Below are 15,977 nucleotides of genomic sequence, written 5' to 3' on the forward strand. Positions count from 1 at the left end.
CTGAGCGTCGTTCGATGATTCGGATGAAAGCTCCAGTGATGAATATCGGTCAATGTTCCCGAGAATCCCTTGGTGGTCAAGGCATCGACAATATGAATGAGATGCTTGATGACCGGTTTGGAAAGCTGCAGCGTCAACCCCAGCGTGAAGAAAAACTTGTAGATTCCTTGGTGATGTGCTAATCTATTCATGAGACATGAACCTCCTTGTGTGAATGGGTTTTGAGCACATCTATTTTACCCAAGGAGTCCGGTTCATGTCTCCTTTTTTGTTTGGTTGTCAATTTATGTTAGTGAATTTGCTCATCTACAGTCACTAATTTTTTTATTGCCTTCTTTCATTTTCACAATTATATTTAAATTTTTAGAAAGAGCTATACTGAAATTGTTAAACTCCTTAAATAAGTCACTATTCACTATTTTTTCAAACTCTACTTCATAATTTTCATTATATTTTTTTGTATGAATGAAATCTTTTATTTTTTTTGAGATAAATACAACTACAGGAGAAACACTCGCTGAATCAAAAACTTTAATATTAGAAAAATCTGATATATTGTAAATATTTTCTTTAACGTATTCCCTTAAAGCTTCACCGTATTTTATAGATAACCATTTATTTGGTGTGATTAAAGCCGCTGTACCTTTAGAATTTAACAAATCCTTACTTAGCTCCCAAAATGGTATATAGAGATCCCAATTACCTTTGGTTGTTTTAAACTTTTTACCTATCAACTTTCTTTCTTCTTCATTATTTTTGACCATATTTTCTGAATCTACATATGGTGGATTTCCTATAACTATATCAAAGCCTTTTTTCTCTTGGAAAACCTTTGCAAACTCTAAATGCCATAAGAAATATGGTCTTTGTTTATTCTTTTGCAATTCCTTGTATTTCTTTAATCCTTCTTCATTTCCATCCAATTGCAACTTATATTCGATTAAATCATCCCTAATTCTATCAATCTTATTTTTAATTTCTTTCTTACGTTGTTCATCTTCTTCATCAAAATACCTATCTTGTAATTGGAACATTTCATTTAACATTTCATCCGTATTATCAATTAACAAGCTAAGTTGAATCATTGTATTATAATTTTCACTATTTTCTTTAATTTTATTTTTCTTTTTCTCTAATATTTTTTCATCAAATAACTTGATTCCTTCATACTCATCTATCAAGCTATTACCAACCATTATGTTGCAATCTAGATTCGGTAATGGATGGGGTTCAGGTGTTTCAGCATTAATTTCTTGATCAACAATAACAGATAACCAGAGCCGAAGTTTTGCAATATCAACTGCACTTGGCTCAATATCAACAGCAAAAATACTATTTTTAATCGTCTCCCACTTCAATCTATATGGGGAGCGCTTTTTGCGAATAATTTCTTCACCATACCTTCTTCCCAATGATCCTTCTTTATCTTTCCAAACTAAATATTCGGTAATGTTGTTTCTAATACGGACGATTTCACTTAACATGCCTAGAGGAAACGCTCCGGATCCAACGGCAGGATCAGCAATCTTTATGTTTTTTAAAGATTGGTCAATTTTTACAATGTTATCAAAAATAGTTTGTTTAATAGTAAAATCTTTTCCATACCCAACATCCCGTCTCTTATCGGCATCTCTTATTAATTCACCATATAAGATAAACTCCTTCATGTCTTCATGTGGAACGCCAACTTCGTTAACAAGGTAATTCGTGAGACTCTCTTGACACATATAATGAACAATTTCACGCGGAGTATAGAAAGCCCCTTTTGACTTTCTATCTTTGACATCTAATAAATTTTCAAAAATTTTCCCTAACATCTCAGGGTCAACAGCAACTTCTTTCTCTAATGGCTCATCTTCATTAATTGTAAAATTGTATCGATCAAAAATATCTAAAATACCGTCCGCTTCTCTATTCTTTTGTTTAACATTAGAGAAAATTTCATTAGGAATATTAAATTCAACTTCTTTCCAATGATAACCTTCCAATGGTTCAAAAAGGCCACCGTTCAAAAAAGGAATTTTACAGTTAAATTGTTTGAAGTAATGATTTTTACGTTTTTTGTTTAATGCCTCGTAAAATAACGGTTGTAAGAAATGAACAAAGAAATTTTTATTTGTATTTTCCATACAAAAGTTAAAAATCGTCCTAATAAATTGTTTGTTTCCGCTACCCCAAAGCATATCGTACTTTGTGCCAATAAAACAATCAGATAAAAGCTCTGCTTCTTGATCCGAAATATTAAACATCTCTCTAGAAGAAAGCTTTCTTCTTCCATCGGATGTTTTAATAAAAACTTTTTCAAGTACCGCTCTGTGAGGCTCATCTTGTCTTTGATAGATTTCAATAAATTCTGCTTCCGTTAATGTCCGATCTTCCGGCATAATCCGAACGCCAAGCCAGCCTTTTTTCTGTAAAAAATATAGGAATGCTAGTTGTCCCATTAATTTTTTTGCAAATTGTTCAGAGAATTGATGAACTTGTAGCCCTAGTTTCTCTGCTTCTTTTACAAAAGCTTGATCTTGTTCAAGATATTCTTTTAATTGAATATACTTTTCTTTATACTGTTCAAAGAAATCCTTAGTTACTTTTTCAACACTAAAAGCTGTCTCTATCTCATCTAGTGTTGGGTTATGCTTATCATCTTCGAAAATCGGTAAAAGCTGTAATTGGGCAGTATGATTCGGTTCGCCTTTCCCGACTAAATAAGAATATCTTTTAGCGGGAGTTAAATCTAAAGCTAAGCCCTTTTCATTAAATGTATAATCAAGTCGTACAAAAGAAAGTCTCCAGTTATCTTCATTAGGTGAATAAAAGGCGACAATAGCCGCTTCATAATTATTCATTTCTAAAAGCTTAGAAATAAAGTTACGTTGCAAGCTTCTCGCCCGCTCAACACTTTTTTCCTTTTTAATTTCAACAGCCAAAACGATTAAGTTATTTCCTTCACGGTCAGTATATTTTGCAATCTCTACATAAGAGGCAATATGATCAGCATATTCCTTCCAGATACCTACTCTTTTTTTATATGGAAACATTTCCGGTCCATTAAAAAATTCCCTTGTGAAAGTTCTAAATTTATCGATGTCAAAGCTATTTTCGAACGTTTCTTGCAAGATTTTTAACTTTGCTGTACTCAATTACCCTCTTCCTTTCGCAAGTAAGATGATAAGATTACTTCTGTTTCTCCGGCTGTAGCATTGTATTTTTTTACATTTCTTTCTACATCTAAATATTTGTCTGGAACAAGATGGACAATTTCATAATAGATTTTTATTGGATCATTCATACCTTTCGTTGCTTTAACAATTTCTTTCGTGATACTTGCAGGGATATTTCCTTCTTCCCACAGCTTTATTAATCGTGGGATCATTTTTTCTTGTTCATCCGTAAATGTTTTAAATTTAGAAATTGCTTTAAGTAACTTAATGACCTTTGCATCATTTCCACTCTTCATTGTTTTTTCGGTTACTAAAGAATCCTCTTCTACAAAGCACAATTCAAATTGTTCCTTGTTTGCTTCTAGATGATTGAAATAGTCTTTTAAAGGTTTTATTTTCTTTTCGTTTCTTTCCACCTTGAGATATTTCATGGCTTCTAAAAATGTCTGTTCTCTCGTTTCTTTTCCATCCGTAATAAAAAACTTCTTTAAAGCCCCTTTTCTCAAAAAGCTAATCGTTGAGTTAGATAAAACATCTTTACACATCCGACCGCTTTTAGCTTTTTGAGGAAGTCTTTTAATTTTTTCAAATAAATCAGGTTCATGGTCACGAATGTGGCGAATAATATTTAAATATGCTAATTCTGATTCTCCCTCGTCATATTCTGCCTCTAAGCTATCTTTACTATTTAACTTTTGATAAAGCTGATGTGAAGTTACCTCTTCATCTTCAGATAAATATTTGAAATCTTCACCCAATGTATCATGAAAAGCCTGTATTTTAGAGATAATATTTTCTTCTAAAGGCAAATGTGCATTTGCTTGTGCAGTTGGAAAAAAGTTAAATACGTAAATAGTTTTATGTTCTGTACCTACACGGTTAATACGCCCTACACGCTGCATTACTTTTGTAGGGTTCCAAGGTAAATCATAATTGATAAGAACGTTCGAACGATGTAAGTTAATCCCTTCCGCTAATACATCTGTTGTGACTAAGAATCTAATATCATCTCTTTTTGTCCCCGTGAAGTTTGGATTATAATTTGCTTCAATTTCTAATCTCAACTTTCTGGAGCCTTGTCCGCTAAATACAATCACTTGTTCAGGATAACGTTGCTCTAAATAAGCACCAACATATTCAGCGGTTTCTTTTGATTCAGTAAAAATAATCATTTTTTTACCTTTCAATAATTCGTTATTCTCCAATTCATATAAGAACTGATCCTTTTTCGGATCCTCGGTTATCAATTCCCATTCTTCTTCCAGTCTTCTTAGTAACATTAAGTCCCGTCTAAGGGAAGGTAAAAATCCTTCATTAAACTCTTCGATTGAGTAATATTGCACCTTTTCTTCTTCCACAAGCGCCATTAACTTTTCATCATCGCCACTATCTAATAAATCGTATACATCTACTTTTTTACTAATATAGACTTTACCTTTTTCACACATATCAATAAACTTCACATAGGATTTGATGAAACGATTCAACGTCTTTTTAAACGCTTCGAAACTACTTTCCAAGCGTTTTACAAGAATAGATTTCATAAAGCCGCTCATGTTTCGTTGTGATACCATCATTGTAGCAAGTTGCTTATCAATATTTTTTAAATATGTCAATGGTTTGTACCGAGCGTAATCTAAACGTTGAATTACTTTAATCGTTTCATTAAATACTCTCTCTATTTCATTGTTATACGTGTATACAATTTTTTCAGGTGAACCTAAATGCGGGAACTCTAATCCTTGTTTTTTTAAATCCTCTGCATAAAATTCCTTTATTTCATTTCTTGTTCGTCGGATCATTATATTTCTTAAAACTTTGTCACGAATAACTTCTGAATTTCTCCGTAATGTTTCCATGTATTCCGGTGTTCCTTTTTCATGTTTCTTTAGTTCTACCTCTAGGTTTTGAAAGAAACGTTCTAAATTTTTATTATTAGGAATAATAGTACTGTTATTTTTTGGTTGGAATAAGTATATTTGATTAGCTATATCAGTTGAATAGTTATTTTGTGGAGTAGCAGTAATCAAAATAACTTTCTTGTTATAACAAATTTGGTGAAGCTTTTGGAAATTTTCTGTGTTTTGGTTTCTAAATCGATGAGCTTCATCAATAAATACATATTTAAACTGATCTACTCCCATCTCAAGAAGACTGTCTAACTTGCCAAGCGACTCAACTTTATAGCCTTGAACTTCAAAATTAAATAAGACTTCTTCCCAATAATCTTTTAACACCGGAGGACAAATAAACAACTTTTTCCCTTTTAAATTTTGCGCTAACATAGCACAAATATATGTTTTTCCAAGTCCAACCACATCAGATATAAAAACCCCGCCATAGGCTTCTAAAGTCTTTTTAGCTTGGACAACAGCATCCATTTGATACTGTAACTTCATAAAACCGTCAGGGAGCATTTCCTCCCATCTATTATTTTTATCCTCATTAATTTCTTCTTTAAAATATTCATATAAAGTTTTTAAAAATAACTCATATGGTGTAATGTCATCGCGAATCCAAGTATTCTCAAAAATTGTCTCGATGTATTCGTCCGAAATATCGATACTTTGTTCCCAAAGTTCCTCAAATTTTTCAAGTGCAAATTGTACATCACGACTATCCTTCAGCTCCACATTAAACTCAAGGTTATTAATTAACCCTGCCTGTGAAAAATTACTGGATCCAGTTATAACCGTCCCAAATTGATCAGGAACTTTCGATAAGTCTTTTCTCATAATGTATACTTTCGCATGGATAGGAGCATTAGGGTAAATTCGGATTTCAATTTTTCCGCTTTGCAACCACTTAATAAATGTTCTAATTCCCTCTTCTACCCTGTAGCTATCCTCCGATTTATTCATTTCACGAATTAATTCGTTTTTATATTCTTCTTTTACTTCTTTATGAGACATTTCAAAAGACATTTGTTCTTCATTTGACTTTTGAATAATTTGTACTGTACGATTGTCAACATTTAACCCTACTAAAATTCTAATTTTTTCAATATCCTCAAGTGCCGGATACATCAAGTAAAATCCGCTTGTTCTAAAATAACCAACTAAAATATCAAAAAATTGTGTATTACTTTTTAAAATCTTATTAAACCTGTCATATAAAGTTCTTTCAGGTTCATTTGTAAAAAAAGTTAAATCATTATGCATTTCTGACCTCCTCACTGGATTTTAGTTGGTTATAAAAAACTATAGTAAAATGATACCATATTTCAAATTTTACATTAATTTTTAGATGATATAAAGAAAAAGAAGAGTGATTATGTGGTCGTTGGTGAGACCGATTGTAGCTTCTGATTTGTAATTTTACTAAAACGAGCCAAAATGAGATACCAAATGTTGTTGTCAACCTTCAGAATAGTTTCATGTAAAAGTTTCCTTGTTCAAACCATTCAATATTTTAAGATCACTATAAAACTCTATGCAGTCACAAGAAGTATGTGCCTTGCTCTTTTCATTTGTTGTATCGAAAAAATCAGTTAACTTCCTCTGTACTTTTGACCACAGAGAGTCGGTGACTTTAACGCATCAAAGATTCGACAGGACAATGTGTACTTCATGAAATCAGCTTCTCTTACCTATTTTCCCGTAAAAGGTCAGATTTCAATATCTCCTTTATGTCTGCGGTCCCTCACGAAAAAATTCATATATATACATAATTTTCCGAAACGAACCTGCATCCTTTATTGGAAGCAATGACTTTCCTACCATATATTCCTGGTTGTAGCACTCTTGATGCATGACCGTATGGATGACATCAAGAACCACTCGATCTTGTCGCTTAATCTTCATCGAACAAATTGGACAGCGAATTTTTCCAAAAACACTGGACACTTTAGCTTCAGTTCCTTCTCATTCAGATTTTGAAAAGCCTTTTTGAAACACGCTTATTGTCGTTTGATTTCCATTGATTCATAAATCCCGATTTGCTTATAAAGTTCTAATAACGATTGTTTTTTGTCTTCTTCCACCTTTTGAAGGGCTTGTTGGTATCGATCATACGTATGGCGATACTTTTCGCCAATGGCTTTTTGTTCTTCGATACTTGGCACGGGAATTGGAATTTCTTGCAAATCTTTCGTGTTGATGTTTTTAATACTTGTTCCCGTTTGAATTCTTGCAAGTAAATATTGTCCTACTGGACTCTCTAAATACGCCTTCACAAAATACGGATCCATCTCCTTATGCAACCGGATGCCATGGAAATTTTGTGACAAGATTAACGTTCCTTTATGAGGCGGTACAATGGCAATCTTTATATTTGTACCACGGCTGGAAATGAGAATGTCGCCTTCTTTCACTACATAAGCATCAAGGCTTTTTTGGATTCGAATGTTTGCAGGAGTCATTTCGTCCACAAGAACTTCTCCATTTTCCACATCACTTAATTTGATCAGTTTAAACTCCCCTTTCCCTTCTTCCAACTGACTAGGGGATACGTTGATTCCTCTGTAAATTTTAGATATCTCTCCTAACGTTTTTTGGTTGCTAAGGTTCTCTAAGTGCTTGCTGGAAATTTTCACAACACCAAACTCATAAGTTTCCACTTCATGATCTTCGAGGTATTTACTGCAAAGTAAATTTCCATCTTCAATATCGGCTATCTCAACAAACTTGCTAAACTTTTCTATTTCTGCACCATTTAAATACACATCTCTAATTTTTTCGATGTTTTCTTCTGTTAATAGACGCTTTCTTCTCACTTCTCCGTATTCGTTGACTGCGTTGATAAACAATACCTTCTGCTTACGTTCTTGCGGCTTATTCTTGTTTACAATCAATACATTCGTTTGGATGGCCGTATAGCCAAATAAATTCTCTGGCAAGGCAATGACGGCTTCGATCAAATCAGCAGAAAGCAAATTTTTACGCATGATTTGTTCCGTCGCTCTAAACAGCACTCCGTTCGTAACAATTAAAACCGCCCGACCGTTTTCATTTAAGGAGGCTAGTGCGTGCTGTATGAAGGCGGAATCACTACTACTCTTGGAAACAGGTGCATAAACAAATCGGTTAAACGGATCGTACTGCAGCAACTCGTGTCGATTGATGTTCATGCCAAAAGGAACATTCATATATACATAGTCAAACTTCATGATTTCATTTCCAGCCAAAAACTTCGGGTCGAGCAACGAGTCCCCTAATTCAATATGGGCGTTGTGAATTCCATGTAAGAAGAGATTGATTTTTGCGAAAGCCCATGCTTCGCGATTCATTTCTTGACCGAATAGTTCAAGGTGAATTCCTTGTCTTCGAGCATAATCAGCTGCTGCAACAAAAGAGCTACCGATGCCCAAACAGCCATTATAGAGACTCCCGTTATCTAGATTTAAAAGTTCTATTGCAAGATTGTTAATGGTGCTCGGAGTTTCATGTTCTTCTCCAACCCATTGCAAACGTTCCATGACTAAAGACCAATCCAAATCTGCAACATCGACACTTTCTAATGACCAAAGGAATTTAAGCAATGTATTACCGTTGATTCTCATAAGCACGTCAAGCGGTGCAAAAACCCCCTGCAAAAGCTCAATATGTTCTTCGATGGTTTGAAACGCTTGAATCAATGCTTCATTTACATGCCCCTGACTTCTTAAAATGTAAGAAATCGTACATGAATGGGGTAAACCAAACTTTTCCTTTTGTTCATCCACGTATTTTAGAACGAGAAACCAGGCACTTACTTTTCTCGCTTCACTGTTCGTTACTTGCCCACTTAAATCATCTAAAAACGACCACAGCAATTTTTCTCCTGACACATGATCACCTCTAAATACACTTATTACCTCAAACTGAGTAAATACATTACTAAGTTAATAACGCTATAAAAATACGAATTGAGCCTCTATTTCTCATTATATTCAACAGGAGTAATATGTCAACACAGAATTTAGTATTTACATTACTAAATAAAGAGCGAAAACTGCCATTAAACTTTAAACTCTTAGTCACATCCTTATTGTCCCCTAGCTTATAGTACGATTCTCAAATGGGGTCCTAAAGTATATCAGTTAAGTTTGTTATATTCCATACTATTTATCTTCTTGAATGCATTTACCCATCTTATCTTTCATCCACTCCACAAGCTGCGCAAACTCCCTCTTTTCAACAAACCGCTTCGCCTGTTCTTTCATCTCGCCCTTTCTCTTAAAAGCCGCTCGCTTTAGCTCACGGATTTCCGCTGCATGCTTTTGGATGATTTGCGCCATCTGCACGGTATCTTGATAAATTAAATTCATATTCCAACGTTCAGCTTCACCTTTACCTTTATCGGCGATAATGCAGGAGCCGGATTCGTTTCCGTAATAAACCTTCCATTTGTAGTGGAGAGAACAGGTGCTCAAATATTTTTCCTGAATGACCTCAAACCAAGCGCCGTGGAATCCCCCTGAAAGCTGGACATTTGGGTTATAACGGTGATGGCCGTTGCAACCTGTAAGAGCCGTGATACCCGCAAGGTTCAATGATTTCACCAACATCGCCATGTTTGCATCTAAATCCAACGCATTCACCTTGATACCAAATCGTCTTTGGACAAACGGCTTCCATTTGTAGTGATAACTTTCTATGAAAATTGGAAACTCCCGTCCCGGTGTATTCATGATGCGTTTCATCATAGAAATTGGCACACGGGTAACCAATACTTGAAATTTATTTTCTTGCCAAAAGGTTGGAATTCCTAAATTGTGCAGCAACTCGCGAACTTTGCTAATATCTGCTTTTGTGTTTTCGTCTGTTAAGATAATAAAATCATCTTTTACTTTTACAAATACTCCTCTCACCTGTAGTGCCTCGGCGATGCGAGCAGTTGCATCCATCATTTCTAAATTCATTAGATTCATTGTGATCATCCTCCTAACCAATTTGTACCCTAAGTATACAAAAAGCCCGGTTACGAAATCGTAACCGGATTGTTATCCGTTACGAAGGACGATCGATGGAATGTCTGCTTTCCATGCGTATCCTTCAGATGTGGTGACTAAAATGTTTTCAGCAATATCATCACGCCCCATTGCTTGGGCGAGCTTTCTTCTCAGACTAGCGATATATCGCTTGACTGCAGAATTACTCACTGGCCGATCATACCAAACGGCCTGTTCGATGCTATACTTCGAACACGATGTCATCTCGTGATCCATCAAGTAACCGAGGATTTCCGCTTCCTTCCTCTCGAGCCGGACAGCATCCTTATATCCATAGAAATATTTTTCATCTTGGGCTAAATCGAGAACGACACATTTTCCTTCCATTGCATCTTCTTTGACCTGATTTGCATCGCGTCTTGAAACCGTCTGTCGCTTCTCTTTTCGCTCCTTCAGTAAAATTGGTTCTGTTCCCTTCTTTTTCATCCTGTCTATGTACAATTCGATAAACCAGCCGTGTTCGCCCATTTTATCCAACTCGTATGCTTCCTTTATGTGCTCTGTTGCTTTCTGAATATAACCAAGCCTTGCATATCCTAACGCAATATTACAAAGCAGTTTGATGCGTTTGCTGCCGTCGATCCCTTTTTCAAGCGCTTCTTTTCCATAAAAAAGAACCGTCTCCCACTTGCGCTCTTCGTTGGCAAAAATGAAAGATAAATGATAGAATGCATCGGGCTTTGTTGGTGCATAAATCGTCGCCTTGCGCAATATTTTATATGCATTGTGATAGTTCCCTCTGCGAATTTTTTCATCTCGTCCCCACTGTAAATATAAATCTGCAAGCATAATCGCATAGCGGGGTTCTTTTGGATCGAGCTGAATAAACTGCTTGTAAAGACTGATCCCTTCTTCTAGCCATGCATTGCGCTCATCGCCTTCATCGAGACATTCCCGATCGAGCCAATGATCCTCCCAATCTAATAGCTCTTCCTTTGTCAGTCGCTTCATTAATTTGCCCCTCCCGCCAAAAGTGCTGCGCTTAATTTTATTGAAACCTCTATATTTTATAATATGACTCCTAGCCTTATGATTAATGGATTTTGTATTCAAGACGCCCAATATCGTATAGCGATTGCGGATGAATCACAATTGTTTCATAAGTTGTATTGATCATTAAGATTCCATAAGGTTATAAAATATCACCTTTTTGCTGATTAACTTTTCAACAAAAACCTCTCTTAAAATCTTTTACAATTATTTTACTCCGATGATGTGTCTCCATGTTTGCTTGTATTCCTCTTTTACATATTTCTCAAACGCGGAGCTCGGAACAAATTCCTCGCCATAATAGGTGCCAATCAACTCTATATTTTCCGGAGGAATGGAGCCAAAAAACAAAATCTCGTCAAGCCCGTCGACGCGGCGATCTTTTTTCATCGTCTTCCGGTCATACCGAATATAGTCCTCAAGCGAACAAGAACAACCCCAGTACATTTTCGCGATTTCCTCTTCGATGAACTGTAAGCGTTCGTTGTCGGTAATTGGTTCTTCCGACATGCAATAGCCTCCGTACATTTGACTCCCCATCCATCCCTTTGTATCGGGAAGATTGACGGCAAATAAGTCTTGTTGCTCTCTATACCCTAAAATCAATAATTCGTCGATTGACATCACGGGAAACAGATAAAGAGCCTCAGAACGGCGAACCCAGCCGGGAATCCAGTTTGGTTTTAATTGATCTAAGAGGACGCTCGCATGAAATACATCCACACTTTGTGCGAAACTAGGAATCAGTCCCTTTTCTAAAACGGAGCTTCGGTGCTCAGATGAAGTTACATGGTAAGTGACCATCGCTTCCCGTACATTCAGCAAAATCTCTTCTCCTTTGTAGGAAATGTCGAATCCTTTTCTAACGAGTGCCGGAACTTCACCACGTTGTTCATGCTCCTTGAGCCATTCATACATCTGTTTGCGCAACGCCCGTCGTGAATCGCCCACAAACTGAATCCGTTCCCCTTCCCAATCATCCGCTTCTATATACAGTTTCCCGTTTTCTTCACGCAAATAAGCTATAAGAACCCAATCACCGCAATGAATCAAATTTCTTTCCATATGCCGCTTCCCTCCTATACAAGCCCATTGGCCGCACTATGATGCGTTCAACCTAAAAACCGCACCCACAATAAATTGGAAAAGGGACGGCCCGCGGTAAAATTCCTCTTGTCTGTTCCTGAATGTGATTCCCGGGCAGCCCCTTTATGTTTTTTAGTGATTCACAAAATGCACTTTGTCGCCATCTAACTGATACCCAAAGTATTTCAGCAAATACTTCTTCACCATATCCTCCACTTCTTCCTCTGTGAGCATATCTAAAATCATCGCCCCACCAACGATATTTAAGTATTTATTCGCCTGAACAAAATGGTCCCGCTTAATTTCAATGCCATTTTCCTCAAGTCCGACGAGGCACTTCAGGATCCCTTTTGTAATCGTACGATTGGAAGTAAAGTTGCTGGAAAAGAATATAACGCTTCTTGCTGAAAAATCTTTGCTGCAAAAGAAGTTCGTTAACCAATAAGGATCTTGTTTGTTCGATTCATCATATGTCATATAGCCGACCCACCAAAGCCGGGCTAAAATGTGCACAAATAATGAACGCTTATTTCCGTTTTTGAAAAATAAAGCTGTATTTATGCGTTTGTCGTTTTTATTTTCCAGATCTTTCTTTAATCGATAAAAAGTAAATTCCCTCAGCTGCAAGTGTGCGAGCCCGGCCCAAAGCCTCTCTTGCGTCGCTTGATTCACCGTCAAGTGTTTTAACGCCTCATAGATCGCTTTGACGTTTTCTTTGTCGCTCGCGGCATAGTCCGCTTCCATATTCAACGCAGGCATTTCAAACGAGATGTTAGATTCAAGCACCTTTCCCTCTTCTTTCAAATAGTTGTCAAACCATTCATGATCTTCATTGTAGTAATGTTCCTTATAAGAATCGTAATTGCCCCTTAAATCCATTAATGTTTCATCCGAGATGAATTTTAACTTCAAGTTAATCCTCCGTTCTATGAAGCTTTTCGATTTCTTCAAAACTCGCTTTCAGAGGTTTTCTTAAAACGAGCTGTGCCGCTTTTAGCGGGGATAACACGTCCGTTCCCACGTCTTCTAATCGATAATTATTTTCTTGGAAAATTTTATCCAACACTTGATACCACGTATATTCCTCCAAATCCCCGTTCGCTTCGCTAATTTTAGAGAAAACATAGACTAAAGCCGGAACGATGACTGCCGCCAATATCGTATTTTTCAGTGGCGAATGGGCGCTCATGGCATATTGGTGATACTCGTACTCCGGTAAATAAATCGTAATATTATTCGAATGGATATCAACATCCATATAATCATTTTTAAGAGATTTTGTGACCGTCACAATAGAAGGCAAATTCAAAAACTCGGTATGATCATCAATGAGCGTTGTTTCGATCGCCTCTCCGATTGCGAGTATATTTCCTTTTTCAAACGTCAATGGAATGCCTTTATACCAATCATTTAAATATTCATTCGTATAATTGTGAATCGCTTCTTTTGCGATGACAAACGAATGAAGCACAATCTTTCCTCTTAATTGGTAGGTCGGGATTGAAATTTCCAGACGTTCCTGATGCGTTTCGAACGCTTTCCGATAGCTCGTTTGCGAACATTCGACGTGAATTAAGTAGACGCAGGAACGGTTCTCTATCAATCTTTTAATCTCCAGATTATCCAAATAAAAATGCGCCTCGATTTTTACTTCGCCGAATTCTTCTTTGACATCTATTTTGGTGGAGAAACTCGTTTGTTTGTAATCATCGTTGTTCATATACAATACTGGGTATGGATATGAGACGTTAATTTTCATACAGCTCCACCTCCATGACGCAATAATTCGGATATGCGATTTCCACATTGATAATAAAAGGCTTTTTGGCCGGAATTGAGTGAAGGTCAATTTTATTGGCGCCGCATTTTTCCACCGTCACATTTGGATCGTCGGTTGTCGCGTTTTGAATCGGTAAATCAAAGTCGTTCTGTTCCCCGATCACTTTAAAGATGAGCCGGCCCTTTTCAATCGCTTTTTTCGCCGTAATGACAAAACAATACTTTCCTCGTTCTTTGTCAATACAAACATATCTTTGCGCAATTTGAATCGGTTCACTACTTGGTTTCTGCTGCCTTTGTCGATCCAAGCCGCCAGTCATGCCTTTATCCAATTGATTTTGACCGCTAGGATTTTGAACTCCGCCTCCACTGTTTCCCCCGCCACTATGTTTTCCCGATCCGTTTCCTCCTTCCTCTCCAGTCGGGGTAATCCCGTATTCTCCGGCTAATTGGGCCTCAACATCTTCAGTGGTGAGACCTCTTTGCCTTGTGGCTTTCCTACTCTCTTCCTTGATTTCTTTTTTCAAAATCTGTTTAATGCTTGAATGGAGAGATTCTGTTTTATTAACTCCCTGCATGTTGACAAGCTTTTTGTTAGGGAGAAAATCGCTTAAGCCGATCGCATCCATGCTGTCTGTAATTTTTTCTTGAAAATGTTCTTTTACCGCGTTTCTAATAAAAGACCTTAAATCCGCATAAACTTTTTTCGCTAATTTAGGGTCTTTTTCATAGCGCTCAGGCGACCATTCATTATGAGCGGGATTTTCCATTTGCTTAAAAATCGTATTCATGTTTTTTCCTGTAATCATCAATATTCCAGTAAAAGAGATACTGCCGCTAATATTTTTTTGTTCAAAAAGACGCATACCAGTCGTTCGCGTCATCAGCACGCGTCTATTTAAATCTTCACCGTTCATCAAATATAACGTGGCTTCCCCTTCGGCAAAAGAGATTCCTTGCTTATACCTTTGGGCTGGATAAGCGACTTTGATTGTTTGATCGGAAGTAAGTAGATGGAAGTAATGCTGTAAATGTCGATTTTCTTCCGTATCCTCTAAATCGCTAATTAATTGTGCAATATTCTTGTCACTAATTTCAAAATCATTGATTCGAACCACCAATTTTTTCTTATAAATCGTGATAAAGAAGTTATGCAACACCGATTTAATGATTTCTTGTTCCCAATCTTCGCCAGGCTCAAATGCCGTTACATATATATCCGTTCCGGTATCTTTTCTGACAAAACCGGGCTCTAAAAATAATTGCTGAGGAATTGCATTGGAATTTTCGTTATGCGTGTAATAACCATTCCCTAACGTGATCTCATTTGGATTCTTTTTGAAAGACATAATATTGGCTACGCCGATAAATGATTCATAGCCCGTGATATCAAGAGAAGAATAAAACAATGTCCGCAATTTAGAGTTCAAGAAAGGAGCCGATTTCCCAATGCCAAAACTGCCACCGGAGCTTTCATGCTTATTCGATGACCCTGCTTCCTTTACTAATGAGCTCCATGGAGATCCTAGTTCCCCTTCTTTCGCTCCTTCAAGCCCCTTTGTATTAAAATCGCTGATTCGCAAAATTTGTATAGTAGGTTGTTGAACGATCTGTAATGCGTTTTCTAAAAAATACTCACATTGTTGGTTTTTTCCCTTCCACGTTTCTTGGCATTTCAGAAACACATCTTTTAACTCGTTGATGCCAGGTACTTGATTCATATACGTTGTAAAACTACTGAACTCTACAATAACAGGATTTTGTTCATTTTTTACAGCATCTAAAGAATTTTGACAGATTTCTCTTGTTAATGACTCTAGAGCGTTTCCTCTAAAAGTTTCCAGTCCGGCGTGATTAATGGAATTAATCAATCCACCCGTTGCCGCAGGAAAATGCCAAAATGTATTCATATATATCCTCCCACACGTGTTGATGATCTAGTAAAACCCATAAAAATATAGAAAAAAGAGCGCCCTTTCTGTAGAAATGTAAGTAACTTAACCCGCAGCCCCAGGGGTACTCTCTACATG

10 protein-coding genes and 1 pseudogene are annotated in these 15,977 nt (G+C 36.7%); all 11 read right to left on the reverse strand.

Annotated features, from left to right (window positions below; all coding sequences use genetic code 11):
* Positions 1-191, reverse strand: a pseudogene (locus tag N667_RS19295) (IS701 family transposase); the annotation flags it as partial.
* 111 nt (positions 192-302) lie between these two features.
* The gene (locus N667_RS18250; protein WP_051529955.1) at positions 303-3,140 is read right to left on the reverse strand and encodes an Eco57I restriction-modification methylase domain-containing protein; all 2,838 of its coding nucleotides are present in this window, start codon (positions 3,138-3,140) and stop codon (positions 303-305) included.
* Positions 3,137-6,322: a helicase-related protein gene (locus N667_RS0104290; protein WP_027408437.1), complete on the reverse strand. Its 3,186-nt coding sequence runs from the start codon at positions 6,320-6,322 to the stop codon at positions 3,137-3,139. The genes N667_RS18250 and N667_RS0104290 overlap by 4 nt, the downstream gene beginning before the upstream one ends.
* 465 nt (positions 6,323-6,787) lie before the next feature.
* Entirely contained in the window at positions 6,788-7,006 is a 219-nt protein-coding gene (locus N667_RS19300) for a hypothetical protein (RefSeq protein WP_084278890.1), read from the reverse strand.
* A gap of 53 nt (positions 7,007-7,059) precedes the next feature.
* Positions 7,060-8,928: an N-6 DNA methylase gene (locus N667_RS0104295; protein ID WP_035098057.1), complete on the reverse strand. Its 1,869-nt coding sequence runs from the start codon at positions 8,926-8,928 to the stop codon at positions 7,060-7,062.
* Between the two features lie 273 nt (positions 8,929-9,201).
* A complete protein-coding gene (locus N667_RS0104300) occupies positions 9,202-10,011 on the reverse strand; it encodes a hypothetical protein (protein WP_051529956.1) in 810 nt (269 codons plus the stop codon).
* A gap of 72 nt (positions 10,012-10,083) precedes the next feature.
* Positions 10,084-11,043 (reverse strand): winged helix-turn-helix domain-containing protein, encoded by a 960-nt coding sequence (locus N667_RS0104305; RefSeq protein ID WP_027408440.1) that lies wholly within the window; start codon positions 11,041-11,043, stop codon positions 10,084-10,086.
* A 246-nt stretch (positions 11,044-11,289) separates the two neighbouring features.
* Positions 11,290-12,147 (reverse strand): hypothetical protein, encoded by an 858-nt coding sequence (locus tag N667_RS0104310; RefSeq protein ID WP_027408441.1) that lies wholly within the window; start codon positions 12,145-12,147, stop codon positions 11,290-11,292.
* Positions 12,148-12,300: 153 nt separating this feature from the next.
* Entirely contained in the window at positions 12,301-13,080 is a 780-nt protein-coding gene (locus N667_RS20120; RefSeq protein WP_232223880.1) for a DUF6339 family protein, read from the reverse strand.
* A gap of 1 nt (position 13,081) precedes the next feature.
* Complete coding sequence (locus N667_RS0104325; RefSeq protein ID WP_027408442.1) at positions 13,082-13,927, reverse strand: hypothetical protein; 846 nt, start codon at positions 13,925-13,927, stop codon at positions 13,082-13,084.
* Positions 13,917-15,857: a hypothetical protein gene (locus tag N667_RS0104330; RefSeq protein WP_051529957.1), complete on the reverse strand. Its 1,941-nt coding sequence runs from the start codon at positions 15,855-15,857 to the stop codon at positions 13,917-13,919. Before N667_RS0104330 ends, N667_RS0104325 begins: the two co-directional genes overlap by 11 nt.
* Between the last annotated feature and the right edge of the window lie 120 nt (positions 15,858-15,977).

The sequence above is a fragment of the Anoxybacillus tepidamans PS2 genome, from assembly GCF_000620165.1.
GTDB classification, from domain to species: domain Bacteria; phylum Bacillota; class Bacilli; order Bacillales; family Anoxybacillaceae; genus Anoxybacteroides; species Anoxybacteroides tepidamans_A.